This is a genomic window from Pseudomonas sp. WHRI 8519, from assembly GCF_040224055.2.
GTDB lineage: Bacteria > Pseudomonadota > Gammaproteobacteria > Pseudomonadales > Pseudomonadaceae > Aquipseudomonas > Aquipseudomonas putida_X.
This window is the reverse complement of sequence record NZ_CP167996.1, coordinates 3,913,583-3,940,512: the sequence shown is the minus strand read 5'-3', so window position 1 is coordinate 3,940,512 and position 26,930 is coordinate 3,913,583. Positions and strand designations below refer to the sequence as shown.

Here is a 26,930-nt window from a genome sequence, read left to right as displayed (position 1 = left end):
CATGGTGACCCTGACAAAAAGCGGGGCTGCGTTGGTTGAGGGCTGCTGAAGAAAATTACCCTGAAAAATTAGTTGGTCGACACGTTATGAATAAAAGTCTCCGATTTACCCAAAAAGTGATTTTTTCCGCTACATTGATTGTCGTGGTTACATTCTTGATGTTTACTTTATACAATGATTTATTACAGCGAAAAGCGATTCGAGAGAATATCGAAAGTTATCTCCTTGAGATAGGTAATAGCACGTCGGAAAATATAAAGAGCCAGCTTGAAAGTCGTATTCAATTGATCCAGAACGTGGTGCAAAACATCGGTGCGTTCCCGGGCTCCGCGAATGCCGCTACTCTTCTGGATCAGCAAGCTCTGCTCTCGGGCTTTCGAAATGTTTACCTGGGTTACGTCGACGGCGGTTTTACTGTACGTCCGCAGATCAAGATGCCTGAAGGTTATGATCCACGTGGTCGTTCTTGGTACAAGGAAGGCATGCTCGCCAATGGGCCGATCCTAACGGAACCGTACAAACTAAGTACCGGCGAGATGGTGATCTCTGTAGTGGCCGCCGTCGGAAGCAACGTCGGAGTAGTGGGTGCTGATATGACACTCACTGGCTTGAGTGAAATTATCAACTCGCTGGATTTCGGCGGCATGGGCTATGCCTTCTTGGTCAACGATCAAGGTAAAATCCTGGTGCACCCAGACACTACTCTAGTGATGAAATCCCTATCAGACTTGTTTCCACAGAACACTCCGCGCCTGAATAAAGATTTGAGTGAAGTCCAGTTCAATGGTCAAAATCGACTGATGACCTTCACTCCAGTCAGCGGGCTGCCTTCAGCCAACTGGTACATCGGCCTGTCTGTCGACAAGGACAAAGCCTATTCGATGCTAGGCAAATTCCGAACTTCAGCTGTGATTGCCACAGTGATTGCCGTGATCATCATCATTGCCTTACTTGGCCTGTTGGTCCGTACTCTGCTACTGCCCCTGCGTGCGATGACTAGCGCCATGGAGGACATCGCCGAAGGTGAAGGCGACCTGACAAAGCGCCTAACCATTCAAAGTCAGGACGAATTCGGTATTCTAGGTAGCGCTTTCAACCGTTTCGTAGAACGTATCCACACTTCGATCGGCGAGGTTTTGTCGGCCACCGAGCAGGTAACTGAAGTTGCCCAGCGAGTATTGAGCGCTTCCAATTCCTCGATGGTCAACTCCGATGAGCAGTTTAATCGTACCAATAGCGTCGCTGCAGCGATCAATCAACTTGGCGCTGCTGCTCAAGAGATCGCGCACAGCGCCGCTCAGGCTTCTCAGCAAGCAACTGCAGCACGACACTTGGCGGAAGAGGGGCAGCAAGTAGTAGGCCGCAGTATTGCCGCGATGAGCCGCTTGTCGAACTTAATATGCTCCTCCAGCCAGCATATCGAAACACTTAATAGCAAGACGGAAAATATTGGTCAGATCCTCGAAGTGATCACCAGTATCTCACAACAGACTAACCTGCTTGCACTCAACGCAGCAATCGAAGCTGCGCGTGCCGGTGAAGCCGGTCGTGGATTTGCTGTGGTTGCTGATGAAGTGCGCAACCTCGCTCACCGTACTCAAGAGTCGGCTCAGCAGGTGCAGAATATGATTGAGGAGTTACAATTCGGTGCCCGGGAGTCGGTTGATACCATGGGGCAGAGCCAACGCCACAGCCAGGAAAGCGTCGAAATTGCTAACCGTGCCGGCGAGCGCCTGGGTAGCGTGACCCTACGAATCAGTGAGATCGATGGCATGAGCCAATCGGTTGCTACCGCCACCGAGGAACAGACCGCCGTGGTCGAATCGATCAATAAGGATATCAACGACATTAATATGCTCAACCACGAAGGCGTCGAGAACCTACAATCGACGCTGCGCGCCTGCTCTGAGCTTGAGCAGCAGGCCAGCCGTTTGAAGCGTCTTGTAGGGAGCTTCCGTATTTGATCCCGCCTCTATGTGATAAGCGAATAAGCTGGTGCAAGATGTCAATCCACTGCAACTCGTCAGATTAATGGACGGTAATTGCCGGGGCTGGTGACGGTAGCTCTGGCCAAGATTGGGCTGTCTGGCAGCTGAATCCGCTTAAGCACAAGCTGGCTCTCTCAATCTTCAAAGCGTTGCCTCAACCGGACGCTTGGGAAATCTAACGTCTGCTTAGTGAACCACACGATATGCTGAGAGGGCGTACACCGATCGATGATGTGCGATCGGAGAATTTCGAGGCCACCTTGCCGTATTAATGCGAGCCAACAATTAGCATAGCTGGTCTGTTGGACCGTCTATGCTTGCATGGGGTGCAAGGGGTCGAGTGTTCGAATCACTCCGTCCCGACCAAAAAACTCCGAAAAATCCAGTCACTTAGCGGTGGCTGGATTTTTTTATGGGCGGTGAAAAATCCAGGTCACGCAGAAATACCCCTACTTATACCCCTACTCGGAGAAAGCGCTAAATCCGCGGCAAGCCTGAGCGCTCTAAATCCCAATGAACAACTGCGTGCGGACGGTGCGTGGCAGCCTGGCATGAACCTCCAGCAGTGCTCTGTCCACGAGCACCTCTTCATGGGGACATCTCAAAGCCAGTCCGCTATGAGTTACCTTGATGCTTTCATTCAAAGGGACTAATACTAAAGGACCGCTACGAAGATGATGGTCATGCAGACACGCTTTGTTGTGATTCCCACCATGCCACAAGAGAAAGAGCAGTTTCCTCGCCGTATCGGCGTCCCAGCCGTCCTTGGTGCTGGGTACGATCTCTACGATACCTATGGCAAAACACGGCTGGTTTTGAACTACCCCACCCAAGCGGAGTTCAGAGTACGCCTGTGCAAGTCGGAATACCCAGGAAGGTGCTGAAGGGAGTCGTCTGGTAGGGCACGGGTGAGGCCAGTGCTTTCACATTCTGCTCGGCAAAAGAAAGCCCGCTGCTAGGCGGGCAAGGTCTATCACGTAGGGATGACATGATTGTCCCTATGGAGCCGTGAAAATTGAGTGAAAGAAAAGTCCTCGCTATGTGATCCGAATTAGCCAGGCTCATTCTGCCTGCTCTGGCTCAGCGTCTATTCCATAGCAGCAAGTAACTCCACCAGTTTACCCTGCGGACCGATCACCATCAGGTCGGCATCCATGTGGACCGGATCGTCAGTACACGGCAAGTGATGCCGGTAAGGTTTGCTGCCAAGCCAGTCGGCCCTTGGATTACAAGCACGAGGTTGGGGCATGCGGTTCATCTATGATTCTGAGTTCGAATCACTACGCTTCCGCCACTAATTTTCGTTAAAGCCCTGATTTTTCGGGGCTTTTTTGTGCCTATGTGTTTTTGGTCCCCCATCTGGTCCCCCATAATTAGTTTGGCTTTTGCTGGCTTACCGCGGATTGTGATGGACTGCTGTTTTCATGGGACCTAATGATTCACGCTAGGACGAGGCGATTTTTCGAAGGCAGCGGAGGAGGGCGATATGCTTGGGTCTTGCCTGCAGCTATCGACCCGGCACCTGACCATAGGGGCCGCTTCGCGACCCCATCGCTAACACGCGCGGCTCCCAAGGGAGGAGGCGGAGGTCTACTAAGATGGTGACATCCACTGCGCATTTGGGGATCCTGAAGCTTGGATCGGGCGTGTGGGACCGGTTCAACTTGGCTAGGAAACGGTCTTAAAGGGCGGCTGGACTATTAGCCGAGCCGGCCATGGCGTTCGAGTATTCGCATCAAAACGCTGTTCGCATGACTGAAGTTCTCGCGCTGATCGCGAAGCTCATAGGCCCATTTTGCGCCGTGGAAGAGATTGTTGCGTAGGCGCCAGACGATCATCAGGAGAGCCAACATTCGGTCGCGTGGGGTGTCGTTCACCCCTTCAATAACCGCCTGAACGAGATCACGGTGGTCTGAGGGCCGGAGTTGAAGGTGAGGGAAATGGTGAGTAAGTTCACCATCGGCATAGTAACGACTCCGAAAGTAGGCAAGCTCCGCCTTGTAGAGCTCAGCTCCTAGCGTTCCGTCCAAAGTCCAGGCATCGATTCGTTCGCGGATGCGATCAGACCGGGCATAGTTCTCCATGATCTGTGCCTCGAAAAGACTCCAAAGAAAGGCGAAGTCGAATATGACGCGGCGATCAAGATCTGGTAGACGCTGAAAGCCGGGGGCCCGGGCTTCAAGCCATTGTTCACTTACACTAAGTTCCCTGTCAGTCATTGCTCAGTCGTCCAAGTCTTCGTTGCGTGGGTCCAAGTCCGAGAAGTCCGTTAGCGTGTCGCAATTCAGACAGTGATACATCTGCGATGCATCTTGAAAGTGCATGCCGCACAGGCAGCCGCAGAAGGGGCAGCACTCATAGATTTCAAGGTCGCCCCATTCCCATACCCCAAGATACTCCGGCACAGCGTCACGGTCATAGCCAATGACCTGGAACGCATCCGCGTTCTTGGCGACAAATCCATCTCGGCCAGCGCGCATAAGAATGGGCAAAATATCTGAAGGTTCGATCGCGAACCACTCGCCGCGCGCGCGGGCCGATTTGAAATGTTGATGGAGCTGGCGTTCCAGCTCAAAGGCGTTGGCGACTTCGATCCATCCGAGCAGTTTCAGATAAAGAGGGTTACCGGTCTGGAGATTGCGCTTGCGCTCTGCGATGTTCTTCGCCACTCCTATCTTGATAGGAGAGCATCCGTTTTCATCTTCGCCAATGAAATAGACCGGCAAATTCTTTCCCCTAGGCTTTCAAGAGAGACGGTCGAGCAGCATGTCGACCATTTCTTTGTTCGAGCAGGCGACAATGTCGAGCGGACGGTTTTCCTGCCGCATGAGCGCGATTAGGATACAGGCTGTGAAGGCCCAGAATGATGAATCGGCTGGCAAGCTGTAGCCACGGATCATTGCTGTGAGCCGTTCGGAAATCGGTGGGTAATCGCTATTGCCCCAATGTGCATGGGACGGCGTCATCGCATGAACGATGACGGCGGCGAGCGTGATGCCCATCGCACGCTTCTGCTGGACCTGGGCGAAGTCGTGTCCGTGTGTTTTCGCATAGGCGGCGAGCTCGCTCATCATGAAAGTGCGGGCATAGGTGTCACAGGCGATTTCCTCTTCAGGTCGTGAGGAGGGCGCACTTTTATCGGCGCAGAACATGACGTGCTGGAATTCGTGTAGCAGCGCGAAGGCCAAGGCGAGCGCAATAAGGTCGAATGCCGCCATGTGCTGAATGTTGTCCAAGCCATCACGGTCGGCGCTCGGCAGGGGGATGTCCGACGGCCACACTATGTCGGAGGTCTGTTCGGCTGTGATGAGCGACTGGGCGGCGGCGATGAGCTGCTTGTAGTCAAATTCATACTGGCCGCGTTCTTCATCGACACTGAGGGTTTGGTCGAGCGGTAACCCGCTGGATGTCGCGACAACCAGTGCCGGTGCGTAGACTTCGATGGCCCGCCACGAGCTGAAGCCCAGCAGCCAGAACAGGTCGATCGTCTTAGTGTCGAGCTGAATACGTTTCCCGTTGGCATTCATCGTCACACCCTTTCTACTTGGCGCGATCTCGACGGCATGGCCGTATTGGCTCCAAAGACCGCTGATTTCGTCGGCCCGTTCAGGCACGGCGCCGCGGAGGAGATGTAGGATGATCGTCCGATTAGATGGCTTATTCGTCATTGTCGTTGTCTATTTTATGCTCGTGGGGGGCAGGTGGTTGGCGACGGTCACGCGGCTTGCTCGTCACAGCGGGTTTGCCGTCCATCTGTAGATGAGTGATCGATGAGATGACTGAGTTCGCCCAAATCGTGCTGCATTCGATGTCGCCATCGCGTTCAAACCAGTGGGTCGTGCCGGGGAGGAGATCAAAAGGGATGGGATGTGTTGCCAATGGATTGTGAAACACTTCCAGTTCCTGACACCAAGCTTCGCCCCACGGCCAGAGTGCTTGGTATTCGGCACTGTCGACGGCAAGGTTGAAATCGATAGGCTCTAATGCGCCAGGAGTTCGGTCGAAGAGAATGCCGCGTCTGATCATTGTCAGCCCGGGCGGTCGCCATCCTGCCAAGAAACCCATGCGGTTGAATTTGGCGAGCGTTGCAGAATTACTGAAGATGACGGCCGAGAGGTGTGCGAAATTTGGGTCGCGGAAGAGCCCAGCAGGAATGCTGTGTTGGCCCGTCAGATTTGCGATCGGCACTCCAATCGCGCGACGATCAGTGCCATCTCCAGTGACTTCCGCGCGTAAACCGTAAAGGTAGGTGGGAAGAGCCTCGCGGCTCCAAACCATGGAGCCGAAATCATGGAAGTCGGCGATCGCTAAGGCGAACGGCTGTCCTTTTACATGGTCCAGTTCATGATAGTTTCGCTGGAGCTTGCCGCGCAGTGTCTTTGCGAATCGTTCCGCCGGGTTGCCTGTCAGCCGTTCAATGCGATCCTTTGGGGCATGAACCCATTTTCCGATGCCGCCGGCGCGTGGCAGCATGGAGTTTGCTGTAACTGCCTCAATCCAGCATACGTTACCTTCTTTCTCGATCAAGAAGTCGGGAGAGGCATGGTCTTGTCGGACGTTCAAACCCTGCTCACGAAAGCAGCTGAAAAGGTAGAGCTCGAACAGACGGGACGCGAAGTTGTTGGTTTGAAAATCCGAGACGAAATTGGCGTCGGGGTTGGGAAGCGCGAGGTAGCATTCTCCGACCGCCATGAGCGCCGGCAGATGGTTGACCGTGGTTGTCAGCAGCTGGAACTCTGGAGAAGTCCCACGCGGCCCCGGCTTCAGCAAATGCGGGCGACGTCTGACTCCTGGCGGTAATGGTTCCGGTGGATCACTGGCACGCATAGCGACGGTGAGTCGCTCAAGTGCAGCCTCGGGTGTGGAGTAGGGCCCGCTTTCATCTACTTCGACCCAACAGTGGTCGATGCGGCGGCGCATGGCCAGATATGTGAAAGTTCCTGTGTCCGGATCAAGAAGAATGCAGCCAGTTACACCACCAGTTGCGGCCTGATAGGCACTGAAAATATGTGCTGGGTCGAAATTGGGACCGTGTTCGAGCGAGAGGGCATAGAGCTCGAATTGGCGCTGGCTGATTAAGGTGAGAAGTCTCGTTTCGCCGGTTGTGGACATGGTCGGCCTCTTAGCCTTGTATGTAGCAGATACGCGAATTCAAATTCCTCTTCACAAAGACTCTGTTGCGGCAAGGATGTCGGTGGACCTTCAGCTGTCGATCTGGCAGATGGTCACGAACTCACGGTCCCAGACGCCTCAATTCACGTTCAATGGCGCCTATGCCACCTGCATGCGGCCGTTTGGTAGAAGAGTGTGGTTCATCCTTGATTCTAGGCATAGGGCAGTTGCTGCTGGTATGGCAGAGTAATAGCCCGCTTAGGTGGCGGCAATCTACCAAGCGATGTGTTCACCTTCACACCGGCAGTTACCAGCACAATTCACAGGAGTGCCCTCACTTGTTCGTTCGCCCTGATCGGTACCAGTCAGTAGTAGCCACAGTAGTCGCCGAAGAGCCGCGCTTGGACGTCGCGGTAGCGTTCTGGGGAGAAGGCGCTGATGTACACATCCACCCTGAGATCTCCAAGCCCATCCGGATGATCGTTAACTTGCGCAGCGGGGGTACGAACCCTTGGATGATCAAGGGCCTGCAAAAAAGGGCGAAGAAGAATCCTCATATCGAGATTCAACAGTGCGACCGCCTGCACGCCAAGGTGATCGTAGGTGAAGCGAACCTGGTTGTAGGTAGTGCCAACCTCAGCCGAAATGGGCTTGGTTTGGAGGGGCAAGAGCTCGCTCATTGGCTGGAGGCCGGGATCCACACCACCACGACTGATGAAGTGCGTGCGGCTCAACAATGGTTCGAGCAGCTCTGGACATCAGCTGAGACTCGGGTCATCACCGACGATGACCTCAAAGCCGCCATCGTTGCCTATAACCGCAATCGGAACGCAAGACCTGACTACTCGCCTAAGGGGCCATTCACGTTTGCCAAATATCTACCGCACGAACTCGAAGTGCGCGATGCCTATGCACTGATTTACAACTCTCGCCCCTGCGAAGAGGCCGATGAGGCCGGTGATCGGTACCACCAGCAGATTGTCGCAGAGCAGGGAGGCGAGAAAGGCCGTAGACCCAGAAAACACTGGAATTTCGAGTCCTGGCCCAGGGCGCTCGACACTACGGGGAAGTACGAGTACCTGTGCCTTTTCCTTGAGAATAACGGGGAGCTGGTCGTTGATGGAGTATGCAGGATGACCGGCCTGCGAATTCCATTTGACTACGGTGATGAGGGCGGTGAAGGGTGGGTCGACCTGGCCAGGCCAACATCGACCTTAATGGGGCATAGTCTGAAGAGGGCTCAGTGTGAGGCGCTCGCGCTCGAATTGGGGCCCAGCATCAGCGATATTTGGGAGGAGGCTGAAATACTCGAGGAGGGCGCTCGCAGAATTCACCTGAGTGAGATTGCACGGATCCTGGCACGGCACACCGACCAATGACTCCAGTTACCCGACCCGGGCTCAGCCTCTTGTATCATGTCGGGCTCGATTGAGCCTGGCCCGTCCCCACATGACCATTGCCCCACTTGACCGCCTCATAACGACCGGCACTACTGGTGATGAAGCGAGAGACGCTCGGCCGCTCAGCAGCCTGCTCAGCGAGCCATTCATTGTGCTCCTCGGTGCCCCAGGTATGGGCAAGTCTGTGGCGCTCAGCCAGCTGGCCCAGCTGGAGGGGGAAACCTGCCACCCAGCATTCGCCGTGGTTGAGCAGCAATTTACACCCGGTTCGACAATCTACATCGATGCCCTTGATGAGATTCCGGTGGACGAGGCCAGGAGCATCGCAAGGGCATTACAGCGCATTCCGGACGTCAGGTGGCGAGTAAGTTGCCGGGCTGAAAGCTGGAATGAAGGCGGGCGCCTCTGTCAGGCTTTCGGTGATAAGGGGGCTTCAACTGGTGTGGTCCCTGTAGTTGCCCAATTGCTTCCTTTAACGGAGCAAGAGGCAGCCAGAGTGCTTCACGCGTTCGGCTGCGCAGATCCGGCAGCACTCCTCGCCAAGCTGGAGGTGATACGTTCGACGGCCTTCGCGATGACGCCTCTGGGTTTGAAATTCCTCACAAAGGCCAACATAGAGTCATCCACCGAGTTGACGCGATTCGAGCTCTACCGGTCTGGCGTTGAGCACTTGGCGTTTGAGCACAACAATACCAAACAGGAAGATGGTCAGCGTGCCACCCTCACGATGGACGCCAGGCTCGACATTGCCGGCCGCGTCGGCCTGGCACTGCTGTTGTCAGGCAAGCATCGGATCAAGCTTTCCGTTTTTACAGATGACGCCGCGGTCACTTGTGACGACTTGAGGCTCGACCGCACTGCATTGACAGCAGTGTTGGACACCGCGTTGTTTATCAAAGCCGGGGACGTGTTCCAGCCGCTTCACCGCAGCATTCAGGAATTCCTCGCCGGACGCTTTCTTGCAAGGCTTGTCACTAACGGGATTGGCAACTCTAAGCTCCCAGCTGAGCGCGCGCTGGCGCTCATCGTGTCTGCAGATGGCTTACCTGCTGACGGAATGCGTCCCCTGTACGCGTGGTATGCCGGACACTTGGTCAGCTTCGGATACCCAGATGAAGCCATGAGACTGGCACAACTAGACCCGGATTCATTGCTTTTGCACGGCGACACGGCAAAATTGCCCGTCGACGCGAGGTTAACGGTTCTTAGGGAGGTGGCTTCTAGAGACCCATTCTTCCGGTGGGCGCCTCACCAGTGGGCACCAGCAGAGATCACCACGGTAGGCCTCATCACTGCCGACATGCTTACCCAGGTGATAGGGATGCTGACCGGGGAAACGTCGGGCTACCGCATCAATATGCTTTTGGAGGCGCTGTCTGTAGGTAAGCCTCATGCCGCAGCTGCTGATGCCTGCTGGGGCATGGTAGTGAGTCAAGCCGCGGTTGAGTGGTGCCGGCGAGCAGCAGTCAAAGCCTGGCTCCACTGTGTCCAGCCCACCATTGACGCGATTTGGGCGAAAATTGATTGCCTCTGCCAAATGGCGGAGCACGATTACGGCAACCTGCGCTCGATGGCCCAGCTGTTTTGCGCTATCCCGTCAGAGCACCTGAACGTTACTGATGTGGATCGGCTGCTGAAAATGTTGATGGCGGTGCACAGTGCTCTCTATCACGCTTCGAAAAAAGTGGGTGGCCCCACCCCTACTATCACTTACGCCTTACGAGATGCTGCATGGCATGTAGCGCCGAGGTCATGGCGCGATTTGATTACTGAAGACCCGAAAAGCTGGCGCTTTGCTAGCGGTAAGGGGTCGATACAGCAAGCTTTTGCCTCGCACCTCGGCTATGCCGTTGTTACGCAGTTTGAGCCAACTGTTGAAGAATTCGCCTGCCTGTTGATCGCGACAGGTTTGATCGTAGGTGATGACTCCTCTTTCAGCCGTGCCGCGCGGGAGTACATTGAATCGCGGGGTGTGGCTGATAACCTAGTGGCTGAAATCGCCGCTGTTACCGACCTTGAGATTGCTGATTGTGGCTCGATTGGCATGGGATTGCGGATCCTCGGCATTTCACCCACCGCAACGTCCGTCAGCTTGCTTTTGAACTCAAGTCTACTGCTGGCCAGGACAGAAGGCGCTTATGTTGGGCGGCAGGTGGTGGCCTGGGTTCTGCGGCAGGGTGAGGCAGCACCTGACTGGTTACCAGCCTTGCTTACGGCCTATCTAGACCGAGAAGTGGTATCTACTATCAGGGCCGCTATCACTGCGCATGAGGAGGAGCTTTCGATCCTGCAAGCACGTGCAGCTGATGGTGTGGAGGCGCAGCTACGAAGAGCAATCAAGGCTTGCCAGGCAGCTGAAACAATTACCGATGGCCAATTGAGCGAGCTCCTCTATTGGGGGGCAGAGATTTATGCTGGAAATACACCCCTGCCTCTTGTGGCTTGCAACGGAACAGAAGCGCTGAACGAAGCCTTCGGCGAGACTCTAGCTGGGGTAGTAGTCGACGGGATTGTCGCTGACCAATGTTCTCCTGCAGGCGTTCATCTCGCAGCTCAGGCATCATTGCGAATTGACAAGGGCAGTGACCTCATAGAGTTGTCGACCGCAGAAATAACCAGGGTGTACTTGTCCGCCGAGTACCTGAGAAGCTCATACCTCAGAGATAGGCTAGAGCACCAATGCATCTCTTTGCTTGAAAGTGCCTTCCGCACAGAGCCAGAAATGCTCGCTCAGCTCTCCCGGGCGAATGACGGATCATGGCGCACCCTACTGGAAAGGCTCGGAGAGAAGCCGCGAGCTGGTGATTTGCAGGCATGGGCCGTGAAAGCACTTTTACTGCAACCAGACATGGTCGACAGAGGCTTGCTGGAGACGGCACAAAATCTAGCCTGGCTGAACCTTGACCATGATGAGCTAGTCTCCGTCGCTCGTACCTTCATTGACCGCTTGGTCGAGCAGTGCAAACAGGTGCCTCAGGGTAGGCTCTATTCCACCATCATTTCGGATCGACTTCAGTGGTCATACTTCGGCGTTTGCATTGAGCCGGACTTGTTCAGTGATGACTTCACCCGAGCATTGGAGGTGGCCGATGACCATACGATCCACCGTTTGATCGTCGACGACTACCCTCTCAAAGGCTTCAGTACTGAGCCTTCTACTACGATCAGCATCAGCACCCTCCTGATGCAGTTTTTCATCGCCCGATCGCCATCAATGGAAGGGCACTACGATCGCATTAGGGTCGACACCGCAAAGGTGATGAAATCGATCAGGCTGTCGGGTGAGAGACAGGCGGAAAGTGTCCTCAAGTCGCTGGTTGCCGCTGCGGAGGGAACAGCTTGGGAGCTGCTGCTCAGGCATGACCTCGAGGTGTATCGCCGCGATGCACGGGCTCTGGATTATTCGTTGATTACCCCGGCTGATTTAGCCAAGGTGATTGATAGCAAAGGCCCCATCAGTGTCCGTGATCTGCGAGCTCTGACCCTTATGGAGCTACGCAAAGTTGCAGCAGAAATCCAGTCTTCGCCACTAAACATCTGGAGCCTTTATTGGAATGAAGATGTGCCTAAGCCAGAGAACGATTGCCGCGATATTTTAGCAGACAAACTTCGTGATCGACTGAGGGTTTATGGTGACTTCGAGGTATCTCCAGAGGTGGCCTCAGCAGGAGGGACTCGGGCTGACATGGTGGTCACGCACGGGACCTTGTCTCTACCGTTCGAGGCTAAGCGTTCAGGCCACAGTCACCTTTGGTACGGGCATAGCGGTCAGCTTCAAACCTATACACAGGCGCCGAGCACTGAAGGGCAGGGGATCTACATTGTCTTTTGGTTCGGAAAAGGGCTGAAGATCCCGGCACCGCCGGAGGGAGCCACGCCTGACACACCTGATGCACTGAAGGTCGCACTTGAGGGGCAGTTGCCGGCAGAGCTAAAGGCCATAACATCTGTTGTTGTCCTAGACCTTACTGACGCAGGCGCCGCTGCGAAAGTACGGAAAGAGTCCGGTTATGAGCAGGGAAAAGCGGACAAACGGGAGAGCCGCGCGAGCAGCAGAGCCAAAAAATAGGATTTGGATGAGCCCGCCATAAAAGGCGAGCTGGTTCTGGGGCGTTTGCTGTAGCGATTGCTTACTGGGTGTCCTGCCTTCTCGGCCAGTCCAACGGGATAAGCGCATCGCCCGAAATCTTGTTCCAACGCTTACGAGTGGCAGCGACATACCGTGGATCATCACCGAAGTACGCATGCTCAATCAGCAACACCTGCAGTCCCTCTTGCGCAGATGTAGTATTGAACAGGAAGTCCAGGTGTTTACGCATGGCCGAAACTTCCTCGTTTTCACCGATGTCCGACTCGTCATCGCCACGTTGCGGATAGTAGGGTCGGCTGATCTGGTCGAAAGCGAGGAACCCTGGAACCGGCGCGTTCACCTTAGCCAGGTACTTCTGAAGCGCGAACGACAAGGCAATGTGGATGGCCAGGTAGTTTTCATCCGAGCCCGCATCCGGAAGTCTCAAAACCGCACCGGAATTCTGCTCGATGATCGCGATATCTGGCGGTTTGGCGGAAAACTCCAGCTCGGCACCGATACAAGGTTGGACAGTGGGCAAATCTGCGAACGCTTCGGAGAGATACTGGGAAATCTTGCGCTCCGCGCGAGAAAGCAGGATCTGCTTGGCGTCACTGTCGACAAGGGCTTCCAAGCCCTGGATCTGCTCACGCAAGACGTCCAGGTCGGGGCCTGGCAACGGCGTCGTAGGGTTCATTTCCAGGAACTGATGAACCTTGCCCAACAGCAATGTGCGGTGCTGAGCGGCGGATTCGAACTGCCTGGCTTCCTCACTTTGTCGAACCCACGTCTTGATACGCTCATCGACACCGTTGAGCGTCAGATTCAGACGAGAAAGCTCCAATTGCAGGGAGTCCTCATGCTCTACGAAACGTGGTCGCACATTCTCAACGGCCACGGTTTCAGAGCGAATGATATTCATGGAGCGGTGGATGGCCTCGGCGATCTCGATGCCACGCTCGCTAGGCGTATCACACAGCGGGCAGGCAGTCGCCGCAGGCTGAAGGTGCTCGGCGATCTTCAGCTTCTCGTATTGCCGTCGCACGGAACCTTCGAACGCAGTAATGTCCTGTAGCGTCTTCCGGGTCGCGCGGGACTTTCGGCGCACATTCTCAATATCCGTGAGCAGGCTGCGGCGCTGCGCATGGAGATTCGCCAGCTCACTTTCTTCAGGGTTCTTACCGGCGCCTGGCTTGGCTTGCCTAACGACAGTCAAGACCCCTTGTAGATCAGCCTCAGATGCAGAGTCTGATGGTAAATCGCACAAGCCAATACGGTGAGCATCCATCAACAGACGCATGGCGAATTTCTTGTAGTCACTACCCGCCGCCTGACGCGTTTTGAGCTTGCGTTCTTCGCCCTCAAGCTTCTTGCGAAGGTCGCGCAGGCGCCGCTCTTGCAGCACAGTGTCTTCATTTACCACGCCCAAGAAGTACGGCATGGTTTCGATGATGGCAGGTGCTTCATCTGCCTGGTCAAGCCCATGAAGCAGCGCTGTTTCATTGTAGATCACGTCCTTGGGAACAAACATGTAAGCCGTGGCGTGACGCAGAGTCGGGCGCCATTTGCGCGCCGTGGTGTCTTCGGGGGTTTCCTGTACTGCGCTGATGCCAAATGCTCGCTCTATATAGGCTTTACCCGCTAGCAAGGTAGTGGCGCCTTGAAACTCCTCCACAGAGCTCGGGATGGGAAGATCGCGCCCGTTGCTCACGAACATCCGGGTACTTGTACCTTGACCCACAGGTGGAACGAGACGACCAGTGATCATCTGCGCTTCACCCATCACCCATTTGACTCCCACCGCCAAACTGTGCCTTCTGACATGTGCGGCCAGCTCACATTGGCGCGATCCGAGGCAATAATCGATGGCCTTGATCAGGGTCGATTTGCCGGTACCAGACGCACCGGTGATGATATTCACCTCTCCTGGCTTTAGGTCGAGAACTCGAACCCTTCCGCCTTCACCGATGAAGAAGATGTCAGAAATATTCCAGCGGCTCATAGCTCCAGGCCCATCATGTCGAATGCCGTCCTTGTGGATCCTGCCAAAGCTAGCCAGCAGCCCAGGCGATCAATGTTCTTAAAAATTATCTGAGTCTCTTCGCTGAACTGCTTCGCGAACTGCTTCGGCAAAGGTGATCCGCCAGCAACCAGACGACCTTCTGTATCGATCGTCAGCAGTCGGCTGAAGCAGGCAAAGCGGATTGCCTCGGTAACAATGTCCAGCGAGCCATTCACACGATCTGCCAGGCGGATCTGAATGGCGGGGCTTCGCCGTAGCCATTCCAGCAGGCCGGTACGCCGGTCTGTGCGATCAAATGACGAAGCGAGGTCTCCCGACAGCGCCAGTGGCAGAGCGGCGTAGCAGAGCGAGATGTCCGGATTGACATCGTTACGGCTTCGGTAGGCCTCAACGAAGGTGGCCAGAAGCGCAGCACAGTAGCCTGGGTTCGTTTCGGCATAGATATCATGTGCGATCACCATGCCTTATTTCCCTAAACGCTTGCGGTAGTCAGCATGCCAACCCACCATTAGATCTATCGCAAGCACTTGGTAGGTACCACGGACGTAGTAGTGCCCATTCCAGCTTCGAGAAATTGGCTCGACTTGAATGGGTGCGTCCTTGTGCGACCAGCGCAACAGTTCCAGGCCTTTTGCTTCGATCTCACCTTCATCGAGACCTTCGCAATCTTCAGCCATTTCCAGGTGTCGATCTGACCATTGTTCGGTCAGTTTGGAGTCGTAGCCCGCGATCTTCGAGCGCATGCTGGGGTTATCTACGATCCATTTCGCGCGTTGCATTTTTGCCCGCCACTCCTCTCGAACTGCTTTCTGCACATCAGAAGGCTTACCGCCAACCAGTTCGATCTGGCGATACAGCATGCCGTCCGCTTGATAATCCTCCGGATGGGCCACTGAGTCGAAATCGGCAATCAGCTCCTCGTCCTCCAGTTGCGCGATGATCGAAGAGATGCAGTGCTCCATCTCACTGCGCTGAATGACACGCTCACGTTTGCCGCACAGCGTGTAAACGACCTGCTGATCCCACCATGCCAGCAGGTGCTCGGCGACCTGGGCACGTTGCGCCTTGGGAATGATGTGGAGTCGCTTTGCAACCTCAATCGGGATTTGCCCGATGGTGACGCTTTCCTGTTGAATGCGGATGCGCTTTAGCAGGCTCAGGCGGGCAGTAGCAGTCATCTTGAGGAATGCTTCGCAACCCGCAGCGCGGGCTGCATGCGGCATTTTGCTGCCAGCAGCTTTTGCAGCGACCCGTTCCTCGACCACTCGGGTCGCTTCTTCATTCATCGCCTTGAGTAGCGCTTGTCGACTTTTAACTGGATCGCACAGCGCAATCAAAGGCGAGTCGCTCGGCACTTTTCCTACCGCTACGAGGTGGAAGGTAGTGTCGGCGAGCGATACCAACGGTAAGGCGTCGATCCAAACGCGCACCGTTTTCCATAGCGCTACACAGGCAAGCGTGACAGGCGGCGGGCTGGTCTGCACAGAGTGCTTAAGCTGATAAAGCAGCTTGCCGCCATTCGCAGTGATTTCAACATCGTCGAGTCGCTCGATGGCCACAGCGGCATCATCAGCGAACTGAGAAATCAACGTGAGCAAGGCAAACTGGCTCTGGTAATAAAATCCCAACGCAGATGCTGTTGCTTCATGAACCGCGTTCGAGTCCGTGCTTTCCATCCCTTACAGCGCCTCCGACTGCAGCATGTGATCCATTTTACGGCGCAAGATGATAGCAGAGTGCTATTGCTGGGTGGGAGGCTATGCAGCAGATGCTCGATATGAATAGAAGCTACTTATCTGACCAGCATCAGATATGGGTTATCCGCTGGCGGATGAGCGAAAATATCCGCAGAGCCATGCAGTAGATAGCCATTCAGAGCGCTTGTTTTTCGAGGACCTCTCACCGTGCAGGTCCAAATATTTTGCCCATTAGCTCGTTTCTGATGGATGCCGAGCTTCTCAAAATGACGTTGAATCCGTCGCCAAGCTTCTTTCTGGGCGGCTCCGTCAGGCTGTTCTAGATGCTCGGCGGCGTAGCGCTGGAAAATGCCCGGGGTGACCAGGAAAAAAGAGCCGTCTACGGTGTGGACCTTGGCATTGCTGTCGTTGACCACCAAGCGATGACTGAGAACGCCTTGGCGCAACCATTCGAGGAAGGCCAGACCCTCGGCATCCTTGGGTGGCACAGGGGTGGATTGCAGGCTTTCCGCGCTTGGTCCAGTTTCGACCTCGCTCGGTTCTTGCAGCATGTCGATCAAATCGTCGAGATAGTCAAAATCCTGGTTTGGGTGCTCGGGTACGGGCTGTTTTTCTTCCGGCGTTGGTTGCGGTCGATCCAAAGCCGACTCGCAGCTTTCACCAGTCGGCATTGGATGTTCCATCATCTGCTCAACCGTTCCTTTAAAGCAGCTTGGTCGGGATTCGTCGGCCCAAATCAGGCTCGGTTGTAGTCGAAGAAAGGTAAAACGATGCTGCCAGTCCCCGTCTGTGACGGTGGCGCTCCACACCGCTTTCCCTTCACCTGTCGCATCCACCAATCCATGGGATTGCAGCTCATCGAATAAGGCGATATTGGAGGAGGGGATACCATCCACGGATTGAGCCAGCAGGTAGGCACGCAGTTTGTCTGTCGCAGTTTTGCTGACCAACCACAGGTGCTCCTCTGTGAGCCAGCCGGCCGCGCCGGGCTGGTTGAGCTTGAATTCGTTCTTGATCAGATGGCGCAGCCCCGTCAGCAGGTGATGCTGCAGCGAGTGTTTGGGTGCCTGCAAAGCTTTAGCAGGATTGGCCCCGATGTTCTGTGCCGTGGACACTCGGTCGGCTTGCAGTACCAGCTCCCCGAGGGTGCCGGCGAGCTCGTAGTGGTCGGCCAGCAAGAACAGCAATTGCCCCCACAAGGCAGGGTAACTGCTGAGCCAGTCGAGCAGGGCGGGGGTCAGGATCTGCGTATACAACAGCCCAGCGGCGGCGCCGTGTAGCTGGTAATCCCGGTCGGGGTGGTAGCGGAAGCGGTAAGGCTGGTTCAGGGGGCCGTGCCAGGGGTGCCAGCGTTCACCATTTTGGTACTCCACCTGGAGATCGACGGCTATTTTTCCAACGTCATGGAGCAGGGCGCCGTAGGCAATGGCGGCGCTCCAGGCATCAGCCTGCGCTGCTTGGTCTTCCGGTGCGGCACCACTGGGGAGGAGGTAGGACTGGCGCAACTTCAGGCTGCACGCTATCAGCTCCAAGCCGTGGTCGAGCATGCCACCTGGATAGGCATGGTGGTGGCTCTCACTAGCCGGTAGTTGCTGTACATAGCTGGCGTAGCGACGAATCGGTTCGAGGTAGAGTTGTTCGAACTGTAGCGGGGAGAGGGCCGTATATTGCCAGATGCGCTCGAGCAGCCTTTTGCGGTGGCCAGCAGCAAGCAGTGATTCCGCCGACAGTGGCTGATGAAAGCCCTCGGCGGCGGGGGTGGCCTCCTCGGGAAGGCCTTTTTGCGGTTTGAACCACCAGCGTTTCATCGCAGTACCTGCTTTGCGTTCAAAAGGTCCTTTTGCCTTTTCGGATAAGCCTCTTACCCTTGCGCCCCCTTCCAGTGACACCATTACCCTTTACCGCCCTGGCCTTTTTCGCGAGTGCGATAATCCGAAGTCTGGCGCGTCGGGTTAGCCGGCCGATCGGCATAGCCGACCTTTTCGAGTGGGGGTAAACTGCCCGGCATCATGTTTCTGACCAAGGGCGCTGATGACGCTGAGTGATGCTGTATTGATCGTGCTGCTGGCGGACCGAATTCATGGCACTGATGCTGCCATTCGGTCTGCCGCCAAGCGCTGTGCGAAAAGGTTACCGCGCAGCCAGCGCGAGATCTTGTTCAAGATTGGCAACAGCGCGGCGCCTCGCGAAGTAGTGGCGCACCTTTGCCAGAACTTGGCTGACTGATCTGTCACAGAGCTTTGCAATTAATGAGCATCAAATGACTCTTAGATTGGGAATTAATACTCGGATATTGAGTTTGTCTCAGTTACTATGCCTTCACATGTCTCATACTTAGGAAAGATCTCTCATGTCCAAACTTGCCGAATTCAAAGCACTGGAAGCGCAGCTGGCCGCGCAACTTCAACAGCTGGATGCGATGAAAAACGATTCCGGCCTGAAGCAGGAGATCGAGTTTGAACAAAAGCTGAAAGCCCTGCTGGAAGAGTACGGCATGAGCCTGCGCCAGGTGATCACTATTCTGGATCCGGCCAAGGGTGTGAGCGTGAGTGCCGCAAGCGCGTCGAGCGGCGCTCAGCGCAAGCCGCGCGAGGTCAAGCGCTACAAGAACCCGCACAGTGGCGAGGTCGTGGAGACCAAGGGTGGCAATCACAAGATCCTCAAGCAGTGGAAGCAGGAGCACGGCTCGGATACCGTTGAGAGCTGGCTGCAGTAATCGACTGTGCATTTGCAGCGGCCGATCCACTGCGCTGCAGGCAAAACAAAGGCCCCAAATCCGGGCCTTTTTGCTGGTTGAGGGAAATTACGCCGTGAGTCGCTCCGGCGCTTCAGTGGTGTGATCGGGTTGCAGTGCCAGTAAGTACTCCGAGGCCTCACGGGCCAAGCCACTGGCGCGGAAGATCGCTCGCTTGTCTTCCTTGAGGATCTTCAGCCAGGAGGCCAGGTACTCCTCGTGGCGTAACTCTCCATGCGTACCAGTCAATGCGCAGAGAAACGCTGCACCCATTTCCGCGACCAGTTCCTCAAAGGCATAAGCTGCGGAGCCGAACGCGTGCCCGCCGGTGATGCCATCGCGATTCAGGCGCGATCGATGACCCGACCAGTGAGTCAGCTCGTGCAGGGCCGTCGCGTAGTAGCTGCCGACGTCCTCGAATTGCGCCTTGGTGGGCAGCTGGATGCGATCGCGTAGCGGTTGATAGAACGCGCTATCGCCATAGCAATGCTCGATCTCCGCGCCGCTGGCTAGCAGCAGTTGCTCGGCCGGGGCATGGTCGATAAACGCGGGCAGCTCTGTGTGCTCAACGGGGTCCGGCTCCTCGCCAGGCAAGCCTTCGGTCTGCTCGATGTTGAACAGGCAGTGCGTGCGCAAGAGGGCGAACTGCACCATCTTGATGTTGCCCTGTTCATCGCGAACGACCTGGCCGTCCTCGTCGTGCGCCTCCTTGCTCATCGGTTTGTACAACACTGCAAGGGTGGATTGCTCGCCTTTGCGTACATGGCCACCAGCTTTGCGTGCCTGGTTGAAGGTGAGCCAGCGATCCTGAGTGAAACCTCGCAGGCGCGCCTCGGCCCACAGCAGTGGAATGTTGATGCCGGCGTAGGGGCGTCTGGTGATGGCGTTGATTGGAAAAGGGGAGTCAGCATTTGAACCGGTGGTGGTCCAGGGTTTGATCCAGGGGATCACGCCTTGGCTCAAGGCGCTGACGATCTTGTTGGTGACATCCAGATAGACATCTGACATGGCGTTCTCCGGGCGTGTAGGGGGAACGCTGCCCGGCCGGGAAGGGTTCCCGGTGGGGTAAGTGAGGCAGAAGCGGTGCTGACAGGGTCAGTAGCTGGCGATATCTACTCCGATTTCGCCGGGCAGCCGGACGAACAGAAAAGCCGGGCCGCTGCGTGGCGTGATGCGAGCCAGCTGGAGCTGCGGCAGGTGAGCAGAGACTGAAATGTCCTTGTACCGCGAGTGGTCGAGTTGCAGCTCAATGGGGCAGTGTGAGGTAGGCGGTACCGAGGTCAGCACGCTGTTGAGCAGATCTGCCAAGCGTATGGCTGACAGTCCAATCGGTTCCTCGCCTGTGGCAGGTGCGATGAACTGCTGCCAAACGCCTGGGCTCAGCACCACCGCATCGGAAAAGCGCTTCATCCTGGACATTGGGACCTCCGCGTAGCTGATCCCGCGACCCCTCAGGTGAGGTTCGTGCGTGGACCTGCTCAATCTGAACAAGGCATTGAGCAGGGTGCGTCCATGTATTAAACCGCGCTTGGACGTGGGGTCAATCTCCGATCTAAACCTCATATAGAGGGCTCTATCCAGGGAGTTCCAGCGAAGACTTCCGTCCTTGGATTCCTGACAAACGGCGATCTTCAACCAACTGAAGAAGGATGCGAGAGGCGCCCAGAGAGGCCCGGTTAAGGTGCCGCCCTGGGTACGCGTGGAGCTCGCTTCTGTGTTCAAGATTCGCCTGCCGAATCAACCTCGGCGGCCAGGTACAGGTGGGTGGAGGTGGCCTCAACCACCAGCGATCCTGCAGTGCCGCGAAGGCTGGCGAGGACAGGATCATCGATGTCGAAGTACTCGGCAAAATCATCGCCGCCGAATTCATCGCAGGCGCGATTCCACCAGGTGTCGAAGTCGTCGACGTTGGGGTTGCAGCCAGTGGCATAGGCCACGCGTTTGCGGCCACCGCCATCCGGTTTGCTTTCGCCGATCTCGGACATGAGGTAAACACCGTGGTCTTTCACCAATATCAATCTGCAACCATTGATACCAGCCTCGGCCAACACGGCGTGAAGTTCAGTGCCTGTGAAACGCAGCATGATGAGATCCTCCAGAGGGTGCGGAGGAACGCCGTCCCGTGTGGGAGAGTTCCCAGCACTGGAATGGATGTGAGTAAAGTGCATCGAAGACGCAGGCTCAGTGAGCCCGGGGGATTAGAGAGCGTTCATCACCGGGGAATGGTGACCATGCGAGCTGCCGAACGCGAATCGCATTTCGGGGTAACCATCACATGCGTGACGTAGCCTCAAAGGTTATGGCTACCTGGGTGCTGGAAAACCAGCGATTGCACAATTGGTGTACCAAGCGAACCGATATAGCGTCAATGGCGTTTTTCGGTGGAATCAGCGGTCGCGATCCAATGAGCGCCATTGGCGAATAATCCGCGTTGTCCAAGTGATCAACGGTCAAGGAATTTAGTGAGGGAGGAGTAAGCTAGAGCTTGGATCCAAATTGGCGGTAGCGGCTTGAGCGCGATCGCAGTGAAGGGTATCGGAGGCAATCAAATGTCGACTCCAGCATCCTCGACTTCTGGCCGGACCGGCATCGGCAAGTATCTCATTCGCGCTGCGGTTGGTGCTGGCCGAGTGGTAAACAGATTCGAATCCAAGGTTTTGAACTCCAGCGTTCTGGCCTCCGTGCCGTTCAAGTATCGCAAAATTGGCTTTTATGTAATTAAGTTGATTCTGATGCTCGCCGTTGCTTCAGTTGCGATTTCTCTCGCGCTCGGGATGCTTACTGTGTGGACCATTGCCGCGCTGCCAATCAGCACTGAGAGACAGCCCCGGATCCATGAAATGAGCCACCCTCAACATCATCTTAGATTCCCAGAAATGTACGACGACAATGGAGCCCCCAGGTGATTGGTTATTTCAGTCTGCGGGCACCGGACATGACCTGTGAGGATCCTTTCTCTGCTTGTACCTGAGCACCTTCTGTTCCCCGGGTGAGGAGCGTTTGCATACCGCTACCCACGTTGTATCCCGCCCAACTCATGACGCCGAGGAAAAACATCGGCAGCACTACGAACATTGCACCCATTACGTACTCAATCACCTGCGCGGTGACTGTCCCATCCATGAACCCTGCTGTCGGCAACGACAACAGTGCCTGGTCTGTGGCCGATACCTGGTTATACAGCGTTTCCAGCATGCTCGAGTCGATCCAGCGCGCGAGCTCCCACCAGAAAGTCAGCATGTGCAGGGTGAATAGCGCGAATGTAATCGTCATGAGCGCCTTGAGCTGGTAGGTGCTGATCAACAGTACCAGCGGCAGACTGATGATCGTGCCCATGATCAAAAAGGCCTGGACCATCGGCAATGCCGCGCGAAGTGCATTCATCGCTGGGAAGTTGCTGAACGAGCCCAAGGCCAGGCCGGTGTTGGTGGCTAGGTTGTTCAGTCCTTGCGTCAGCGAACCGCCGCGGGCGCTGCTGCCGTAGTCCTGAAACACCTGCCCAGGTGCCATGCTTAATGATTGCTGCCGTGGGCTTACCAGCTCGCGTAAGGTGGCGTCTTCGACCTCCGTAGAGGTGCGCCCCGTCAGCCAGCCCCGTAGCTGCGATAGCAGTGATGGATCGACCTCGGCCACCAAGCGATCGCGCAGTCCGATCGTGCCGTCGCTCCACCACTGCTTGCAGGTAGGGTAGCCAGCGCCGTTATCAAGCTGAGGCAGGGAGGTGTCCCGGGTCTCGTCGTACGGCCAATCGACACGGGGCATCCGCGAGCGATCGGTATCGTAGTAGCCCGGTGTGTTGAGCAGGTAGGTCGAGCCTATCCAGGACGCATCGTAACTTTGCGACTCGTCCAGCTCGGGGCGATTGGTGAACAGCCGCGAGCGCGAAAAGCCATAGCAGTCTCGGGTGAAGTCGGCGACTTCCTGCAGCAGCACTTGGTCATTGATGCGCGAGCTGTCGATCTCCATGCGCATCGCTCGGATGTCGGGCGCGCACGGAATCGATGCGGTCGCCGCGGCGGTGATGCCTTTGCTCATGGCATGCACGAGGAACCACCACACCGGCACGTTCGCTGACTTCTCGCCGATGGTGTTGAAGGTCGTACCCCAGGCCGTGTCGGCGGGCCTGGCCATGGACACGCCACAGCGCTGGCTCGCGGCATCGTCAAAAGTCACGGAGGACAGGTTCAGCGGGAAGAACGGCATGCAGCCGAACAGAATGACCACGTAGCTCATCCACAACCGGTTCTCGACGCGAGGGATCGACAGCAGGCCTTTGTTGCCTTCGTCAGCACCCTGTTGGCGGGCCGACAGCCATTCCTGCAGGATGACCGCACCGAAGGGGGCGGCGAACAGCCCGGTGTCCACCAGCGTATTCCAGATGCCGTTGTTGATGATCCAGGCCAGCAGCGACAGGTAGTACTCAAGGTAGCTGTTGGTGCTCATGTTCATGGCCGCACCTCACACGCGAGACAGTTCGACCAGGATGATCGAGCTGAAGCCGATCAACCCGATACGCTTTAGCCGTTGCTGGTCCACAGGCGAAGGCCGCATGCGCAACGCTGCGGCCCAACCGGTGAAGATCAGGGTGTACAGCAGGATGCGCCACCACGCGAAGTAGGCGGCAGTTGCCCGGGTTGGTGCGAGCCAATCCAGTTGTGCGGCGGGCAGTTGTAGTGCCATCCAGGCAATCAGCCACATGATCAGCATGGCGCCGATGATCAGCAGCATGTGGACGATCAGTGATCTCATAGATGACGTGATCATGGCGTGCTCTTCTCCTGTTCAGCCCGGCGCAGTCGGTCCGGCATCGGGTCGCGCTGATCGATGCTGCGCGAGGCGTCGGCACCGCCGGCGTGGCGATCAAGAACCAGGCTGGCGGTATTGGTGGCCAGCGACTGGCGTACCTGCAGCTCGGTTTGCAGCAGCCGGATCTCCCGTTCCAGGGTTTCGACGTTGCTGTTGAGGGCGGTAGTGGCGGGCTGCGCCGACGCCACGTTCGGCTCATGGCTGCCAGCGAACAGCGTGCGCTGCAGCAGCATCGCCTTGTAGATCACGCTGGACAGCGCGGTCTCACTGGCCAGGCGCCGGGCCAGCAAGTTCTGGTCGGGATCATCGCGCAGCCCCTCGATGACGCCGCGCGAGACCTGCAACAAGGGGCTGGAGACCTTGCTGAGGTTCTCTGGGGTAGGCTGGTCGGCGTCAGAGACCATGCGCTGCAAGCCTTCCAAGTGTTCCGTGTAGGTTTCCTGGATCAACGGCGACAGGCCTGTCCCGGCGGTTACGCGCAACGTCTCGCAGTCATCGCAGGTTTCCACCTCGGATTCACCGAGCACCCGTGTCGCCCATTCCGAGGCCTCCTCGGGGCTCGACCAGGCTTGGCAGATGGCGCCATTCTGGCAAGCCGAGCCGACGGCGGAGGTGTCCTCGACGGCCCGGTTGTGCAGCAGGTTGTAGCCGGCCTTGACCACGTCCGAGGTCACCCGGATAGGTTGCTGGCCGTTGCCGCCAGCTTTCTGCCCACCGACCCAGCTGACGCCCTTGTTGCCGTTGTTCGACTCGGTATCCTTCACCGCCATTACGGCATCGCCGCCGGACTGCTCGAGGTTGTGCTGCATTTCCTGGTTCTGAGCCAGCGCGCCCCAGCCGGCCTGGTCGACCTTGTCGGCCATTTTCGCGGCCATTGCCTGGCAGGTGAGTTTGGAACGATCGAAGTCGATGCGCCCCTGCAGCACGCCATTGCTCAGCAGCTCATACAGCCCAGGGTTGGCGCGCTGAATGATCATCGCCGGTAGCGACATGACCGCTTGTGTGGCGTTCTGGATGACGTTGCCCATGATCTGCTGGAAGCCTTGGGTGGCGCCATTGAGCTGATTCTGCAGGGTGTTTGAGAGGTTCATGTTTCCGCACATCATGTTGGCCCGCCAGGACATGCCCACACCGAGGCCACTGGGGCGGTAGAGCGAGGAGGGCGCACCAGCCGCCGAACCGCCGCCGATGGTGTACATCACACGGTCGTCCAGGACCGGCGCTTGGTCACCGAGGTGGTAGCCGTTGTCAGCGGCGTGACCTGCGGCACATATGAGTAAGCACACCAAACCGAGCGAGAGCTTGCTCATTACTGACCTCCATCAAAGTCGATGCTGAACAGAAACGTTTGGCCCATACGCTGGCAGCAGCGGTAGGGCCGCCACAGCGACCAGGCATAGGCACCGTCGGCGCTCTGGATCGTTGGGCTGGGGAAGATGGCGCAGGTGCTCTGGATCACCGGGACCAGCAACTGCCAGCGGTGGTTGTTGACGTTGTTCTCCATCACCGGCTGCGGCGGCCAGTAGCCGGGAGCCGGCATCGGCTGCAGCGGCAGATAAACGTGCGGCTGGCCGACGCGGGTAATGAAGTCGCTGGCGCGCTGGGCCATCACGGCAGCCGCCTTGAAATCATCAGGCTGCACCAGAAAGCCGTGTCGCGGATACACGCTGCCCCACATGTCTCCGAGTGCCTGGTTGCCGATCTCGCGCATCCCCGGGACCAGTGCCTGTGGGTAGACGGACTCGGGGATCGCCTGGCGCCACGCCAACGGGTCGAGCGTGCTGAGGTAGTAGGGCGCAAACGGTACGGCTCCGCTTGGGCACGCATAACCGAATTTATGCGCGAGAGCTGTGAGGGCTGCCCCGCCGGGATGGCCAATGCCGTCGATATTCTTGAACCTGGGCAGGTTATCGCGCTGCGGCGAAGGCGTGATCAGGCTGCCCCCCCCTTGCGACGCCGGCGTCGGCGCCGACAGCGCCGACATCTCGCTCCAGGGATTGGCGCCGGTGTCGGCATAGCTCGATACCACCAGCTCGGGAATGAAGTGACGGATCTTCGGTGAGGTTCGAACCGTGCAGCCGAAGGGTGTACAGAGCAGCCAGTAGCAGATGCCGACGACCCGGTACTCCAGGCACTGCAGCGAAGAGACGGAGGCGATGAGCGTTGGCGTGGTCAATGCCAGACACTGCTCAGCGGCCACCAGCAGAGCAGCCGCGGTGAAGGCACGGCCACGGCGAGCCTTTCTGGATTTCGGCGCTTTGCTTCGGGTGAAGGCGGTGACGTTCATGGGCAACGCTCGGCAGGTGGCAGCGGTGTGCATCCGTGCGCCAAGTTTCAGCATCGTGTATCCGAGGCAGGTGGTGGGTCGACAAACCGCGACCAGGACGATCGTATTAGTAAGTGGCCAGATAAAAGGGGCTGATAAGGCAGTAGGGCAGGAGTCCAAATGTACTCCTGTATCGCGTTATCGAATGCTGAGCGCAATGAGGCAAAGGTGGTCGTTTGACTTCGAGGATCTCGGCCGGGACCTCATCGGTAATCCGCTCATACCTTTCGGCGCAACGAGAACCCTGCCATCAGGCGGGGTTTTCTTTTTCCGGCGTCGTGCTTTGCCAATGAGGCTTACATGAACAGCGAGCAACAAACGTTAGCCGACCTGCCGATCTGGATGGTGATCGTGCTGTCCCTGGTCGGTGGTGTTTCGGGAGAGATGTGGCGGGCGGATATGGCGGGTGCTCGCGGTTGGGGGCTGTTTCGCCGGTTGGCGTTGCGCTCTGGTGCCTGTGTGACCTGCGGGCTTTCGACCAACATGCTGCTGTACGCCCTCGGCGTTTCGGTCTGGGCGGCAGCAGCGGTTGGTTGCTTGGCTGCGATAGCTGGCGCCGATGTTGCTATCAACCTCTACATGCGCTGGGCCGCGAAGCGTCTGGGGCTGGAGCGGGTGCCTCCGGCCAGCGGCGAAACGGGGCAGTGACCACCGGCGGATGCTGGCCCGGGCGGCGCCCTCCGATTTTTTGGGTCCTCCCCTGGGGAGGACCCCTGCACGGGGGCCCAGACTGTTAAATTCATTGTGTAAGTGTTGATCTAAGTATGTCTGTTCT

Annotated in this window: 22 protein-coding genes and 2 pseudogenes; 9 read left to right on the top strand and 15 right to left on the bottom strand. The window is 56.9% G+C overall.

Translation table 11 applies throughout. The features are described from left to right. Positions 1-86 precede the first annotated feature (86 nt). The 3 genes and pseudogenes from ABRP30_RS18080 to ABRP30_RS18070 form a co-directional block, all read left to right on the top strand. A pseudogene (locus ABRP30_RS18080) lies at positions 87-1,058 on the top strand (cache domain-containing protein); the annotation flags it as partial. Positions 1,059-1,199: 141 nt separating this feature from the next. Further along, positions 1,200-1,964: a methyl-accepting chemotaxis protein gene (locus tag ABRP30_RS18075; protein WP_372490500.1), complete on the top strand. Its 765-nt coding sequence runs from the start codon at positions 1,200-1,202 to the stop codon at positions 1,962-1,964. 701 nt (positions 1,965-2,665) lie between these two features. After that, positions 2,666-2,900 (top strand): annotated as a pseudogene (locus ABRP30_RS18070) (hypothetical protein). Between the two features lie 788 nt (positions 2,901-3,688). On the opposite strand, the gene ABRP30_RS18065 reads toward ABRP30_RS18070, so the two are convergent. The 4 genes from ABRP30_RS18065 to ABRP30_RS18050 are packed head-to-tail and all read right to left on the bottom strand — an operon-like array spanning position 3,689 to position 7,100. Further along, a complete protein-coding gene (locus tag ABRP30_RS18065; protein WP_349975064.1) occupies positions 3,689-4,207 on the bottom strand; it encodes a hypothetical protein in 519 nt (172 codons plus the stop codon). A gap of 3 nt (positions 4,208-4,210) precedes the next feature. After that, positions 4,211-4,714, bottom strand: a complete 504-nt coding sequence (locus ABRP30_RS18060; RefSeq protein ID WP_349975063.1) for a GIY-YIG nuclease family protein — start codon at positions 4,712-4,714, stop codon at positions 4,211-4,213. Between the two features lie 18 nt (positions 4,715-4,732). After that, entirely contained in the window at positions 4,733-5,656 is a 924-nt protein-coding gene (locus ABRP30_RS18055; RefSeq protein ID WP_349975062.1) for a phage exclusion protein Lit family protein, read from the bottom strand. Next, positions 5,646-7,100, bottom strand: a complete 1,455-nt coding sequence (locus ABRP30_RS18050; protein WP_349975061.1) for a hypothetical protein — start codon at positions 7,098-7,100, stop codon at positions 5,646-5,648. The genes ABRP30_RS18055 and ABRP30_RS18050 overlap by 11 nt, the downstream gene beginning before the upstream one ends. Before the next feature lie 401 nt (positions 7,101-7,501). Between ABRP30_RS18050 and ABRP30_RS18045 the strand changes: the two genes are divergently transcribed. Both ABRP30_RS18045 and ABRP30_RS18040 read left to right on the top strand, forming a co-directional pair. After that, entirely contained in the window at positions 7,502-8,479 is a 978-nt protein-coding gene (locus ABRP30_RS18045) for a phospholipase D family protein (protein WP_349975060.1), read from the top strand. A 70-nt stretch (positions 8,480-8,549) separates the two neighbouring features. Next, positions 8,550-12,569, top strand: a complete 4,020-nt coding sequence (locus ABRP30_RS18040) for a hypothetical protein (RefSeq protein WP_349975059.1) — start codon at positions 8,550-8,552, stop codon at positions 12,567-12,569. 61 nt (positions 12,570-12,630) lie between these two features. Here the strand turns inward: ABRP30_RS18040 and ABRP30_RS18035 are convergent, their stop codons facing one another. The 4 genes from ABRP30_RS18035 to mobH form a co-directional block, all read right to left on the bottom strand. Beyond that, the gene (locus ABRP30_RS18035) at positions 12,631-14,571 is read right to left on the bottom strand and encodes a DUF3732 domain-containing protein (RefSeq protein ID WP_349975058.1); all 1,941 of its coding nucleotides are present in this window, start codon (positions 14,569-14,571) and stop codon (positions 12,631-12,633) included. Continuing rightward, positions 14,568-15,053, bottom strand: a complete 486-nt coding sequence (locus tag ABRP30_RS18030) for a three component ABC system middle component (RefSeq protein ID WP_349975057.1) — start codon at positions 15,051-15,053, stop codon at positions 14,568-14,570. The genes ABRP30_RS18035 and ABRP30_RS18030 overlap by 4 nt, the downstream gene beginning before the upstream one ends. 3 nt (positions 15,054-15,056) lie before the next feature. Next, a complete protein-coding gene (locus ABRP30_RS18025; RefSeq protein ID WP_349975056.1) occupies positions 15,057-16,268 on the bottom strand; it encodes an ABC-three component system protein in 1,212 nt (403 codons plus the stop codon). A gap of 116 nt (positions 16,269-16,384) precedes the next feature. Continuing rightward, entirely contained in the window at positions 16,385-18,097 is a 1,713-nt protein-coding gene (mobH, locus tag ABRP30_RS18020) for a MobH family relaxase (RefSeq protein WP_349975055.1), read from the bottom strand. A gap of 223 nt (positions 18,098-18,320) precedes the next feature. Here mobH and ABRP30_RS18015 point away from each other — a divergent pair, with 223 nt between their 5' ends. Further along, on the top strand, positions 18,321-18,515 hold the full coding sequence (locus tag ABRP30_RS18015) for a hypothetical protein (protein WP_349975054.1): 195 nt from the start codon (positions 18,321-18,323) through the stop codon (positions 18,513-18,515). Between the two features lie 124 nt (positions 18,516-18,639). Beyond that, complete coding sequence (locus ABRP30_RS18010; RefSeq protein ID WP_349975053.1) at positions 18,640-19,005, top strand: histone-like nucleoid-structuring protein, MvaT/MvaU family; 366 nt, start codon at positions 18,640-18,642, stop codon at positions 19,003-19,005. An 87-nt stretch (positions 19,006-19,092) separates the two neighbouring features. On the opposite strand, the gene ABRP30_RS18005 is transcribed toward ABRP30_RS18010, so the two are convergent. The 3 genes from ABRP30_RS18005 to ABRP30_RS17995 form a co-directional block, all read right to left on the bottom strand. Next, on the bottom strand, positions 19,093-20,031 hold the full coding sequence (locus tag ABRP30_RS18005) for a zincin-like metallopeptidase domain-containing protein (RefSeq protein WP_349975052.1): 939 nt from the start codon (positions 20,029-20,031) through the stop codon (positions 19,093-19,095). Positions 20,032-20,118: 87 nt separating this feature from the next. Next, the gene (locus ABRP30_RS18000; RefSeq protein WP_349975051.1) at positions 20,119-20,442 is read right to left on the bottom strand and encodes a hypothetical protein; all 324 of its coding nucleotides are present in this window, start codon (positions 20,440-20,442) and stop codon (positions 20,119-20,121) included. Between the two features lie 299 nt (positions 20,443-20,741). Then, a complete protein-coding gene (locus ABRP30_RS17995; RefSeq protein ID WP_210014334.1) occupies positions 20,742-21,107 on the bottom strand; it encodes a DUF3085 domain-containing protein in 366 nt (121 codons plus the stop codon). A 465-nt stretch (positions 21,108-21,572) separates the two neighbouring features. Here ABRP30_RS17995 and ABRP30_RS17990 point away from each other — a divergent pair, with 465 nt between their 5' ends. After that, on the top strand, positions 21,573-21,929 hold the full coding sequence (locus ABRP30_RS17990) for a hypothetical protein (protein ID WP_372490336.1): 357 nt from the start codon (positions 21,573-21,575) through the stop codon (positions 21,927-21,929). Positions 21,930-21,933: 4 nt separating this feature from the next. On the opposite strand, the gene ABRP30_RS17985 is transcribed toward ABRP30_RS17990, so the two are convergent. From ABRP30_RS17985 to ABRP30_RS17970, 4 genes are read right to left on the bottom strand one after another with little or no spacing between them, the layout of a single operon-like run. Further along, the gene (locus tag ABRP30_RS17985) at positions 21,934-23,472 is read right to left on the bottom strand and encodes a conjugal transfer protein TraG N-terminal domain-containing protein (protein ID WP_210014335.1); all 1,539 of its coding nucleotides are present in this window, start codon (positions 23,470-23,472) and stop codon (positions 21,934-21,936) included. A gap of 9 nt (positions 23,473-23,481) precedes the next feature. Next, positions 23,482-23,787 (bottom strand): hypothetical protein, encoded by a 306-nt coding sequence (locus ABRP30_RS17980; RefSeq protein ID WP_349975049.1) that lies wholly within the window; start codon positions 23,785-23,787, stop codon positions 23,482-23,484. Further along, positions 23,784-25,139 (bottom strand): integrating conjugative element protein, encoded by a 1,356-nt coding sequence (locus ABRP30_RS17975; RefSeq protein ID WP_349975048.1) that lies wholly within the window; start codon positions 25,137-25,139, stop codon positions 23,784-23,786. Before ABRP30_RS17975 ends, ABRP30_RS17980 begins: the two co-directional genes overlap by 4 nt. Continuing rightward, positions 25,139-26,116 (bottom strand): TIGR03756 family integrating conjugative element protein, encoded by a 978-nt coding sequence (locus ABRP30_RS17970; protein ID WP_349975047.1) that lies wholly within the window; start codon positions 26,114-26,116, stop codon positions 25,139-25,141. The genes ABRP30_RS17975 and ABRP30_RS17970 overlap by 1 nt, the downstream gene beginning before the upstream one ends. 339 nt (positions 26,117-26,455) lie before the next feature. Between ABRP30_RS17970 and ABRP30_RS17965 the strand changes: the two genes are divergently transcribed. Beyond that, a complete protein-coding gene (locus ABRP30_RS17965) occupies positions 26,456-26,803 on the top strand; it encodes a phage holin family protein (RefSeq protein ID WP_210014339.1) in 348 nt (115 codons plus the stop codon). Positions 26,804-26,930: the final 127 nt, after the last annotated feature.

Coding starts and splice junctions, on each gene's coding strand:
- ABRP30_RS18075 (WP_372490500.1), top strand. CDS start 1,200: ATGGTCAACTCCGATGAGCAGTTTAATCGTACCAATAGCGTCGCTGCA.
- ABRP30_RS18065 (WP_349975064.1), bottom strand. CDS start 4,207: ATGACTGACAGGGAACTTAGTGTAAGTGAACAATGGCTTGAAGCCCGG.
- ABRP30_RS18055 (WP_349975062.1), bottom strand. CDS start 5,656: ATGACGAATAAGCCATCTAATCGGACGATCATCCTACATCTCCTCCGC.
- ABRP30_RS18050 (WP_349975061.1), bottom strand. CDS start 7,100: ATGTCCACAACCGGCGAAACGAGACTTCTCACCTTAATCAGCCAGCGC.
- ABRP30_RS18040 (WP_349975059.1), top strand. CDS start 8,550: ATGACCATTGCCCCACTTGACCGCCTCATAACGACCGGCACTACTGGT.
- ABRP30_RS18035 (WP_349975058.1), bottom strand. CDS start 14,571: ATGAGCCGCTGGAATATTTCTGACATCTTCTTCATCGGTGAAGGCGGA.
- ABRP30_RS18030 (WP_349975057.1), bottom strand. CDS start 15,053: ATGGTGATCGCACATGATATCTATGCCGAAACGAACCCAGGCTACTGT.
- ABRP30_RS18025 (WP_349975056.1), bottom strand. CDS start 16,268: ATGGAAAGCACGGACTCGAACGCGGTTCATGAAGCAACAGCATCTGCG.
- mobH (WP_349975055.1), bottom strand. CDS start 18,097: ATGAAACGCTGGTGGTTCAAACCGCAAAAAGGCCTTCCCGAGGAGGCC.
- ABRP30_RS18015 (WP_349975054.1), top strand. CDS start 18,321: ATGACGCTGAGTGATGCTGTATTGATCGTGCTGCTGGCGGACCGAATT.
- ABRP30_RS18010 (WP_349975053.1), top strand. CDS start 18,640: ATGTCCAAACTTGCCGAATTCAAAGCACTGGAAGCGCAGCTGGCCGCG.
- ABRP30_RS18005 (WP_349975052.1), bottom strand. CDS start 20,031: ATGTCAGATGTCTATCTGGATGTCACCAACAAGATCGTCAGCGCCTTG.
- ABRP30_RS18000 (WP_349975051.1), bottom strand. CDS start 20,442: ATGTCCAGGATGAAGCGCTTTTCCGATGCGGTGGTGCTGAGCCCAGGC.
- ABRP30_RS17995 (WP_210014334.1), bottom strand. CDS start 21,107: ATGCTGCGTTTCACAGGCACTGAACTTCACGCCGTGTTGGCCGAGGCT.
- ABRP30_RS17990 (WP_372490336.1), top strand. CDS start 21,573: ATGTCGACTCCAGCATCCTCGACTTCTGGCCGGACCGGCATCGGCAAG.
- ABRP30_RS17985 (WP_210014335.1), bottom strand. CDS start 23,472: ATGAACATGAGCACCAACAGCTACCTTGAGTACTACCTGTCGCTGCTG.
- ABRP30_RS17980 (WP_349975049.1), bottom strand. CDS start 23,787: ATGATCACGTCATCTATGAGATCACTGATCGTCCACATGCTGCTGATC.
- ABRP30_RS17975 (WP_349975048.1), bottom strand. CDS start 25,139: ATGAGCAAGCTCTCGCTCGGTTTGGTGTGCTTACTCATATGTGCCGCA.
- ABRP30_RS17970 (WP_349975047.1), bottom strand. CDS start 26,116: ATGAACGTCACCGCCTTCACCCGAAGCAAAGCGCCGAAATCCAGAAAG.
- ABRP30_RS17965 (WP_210014339.1), top strand. CDS start 26,456: ATGAACAGCGAGCAACAAACGTTAGCCGACCTGCCGATCTGGATGGTG.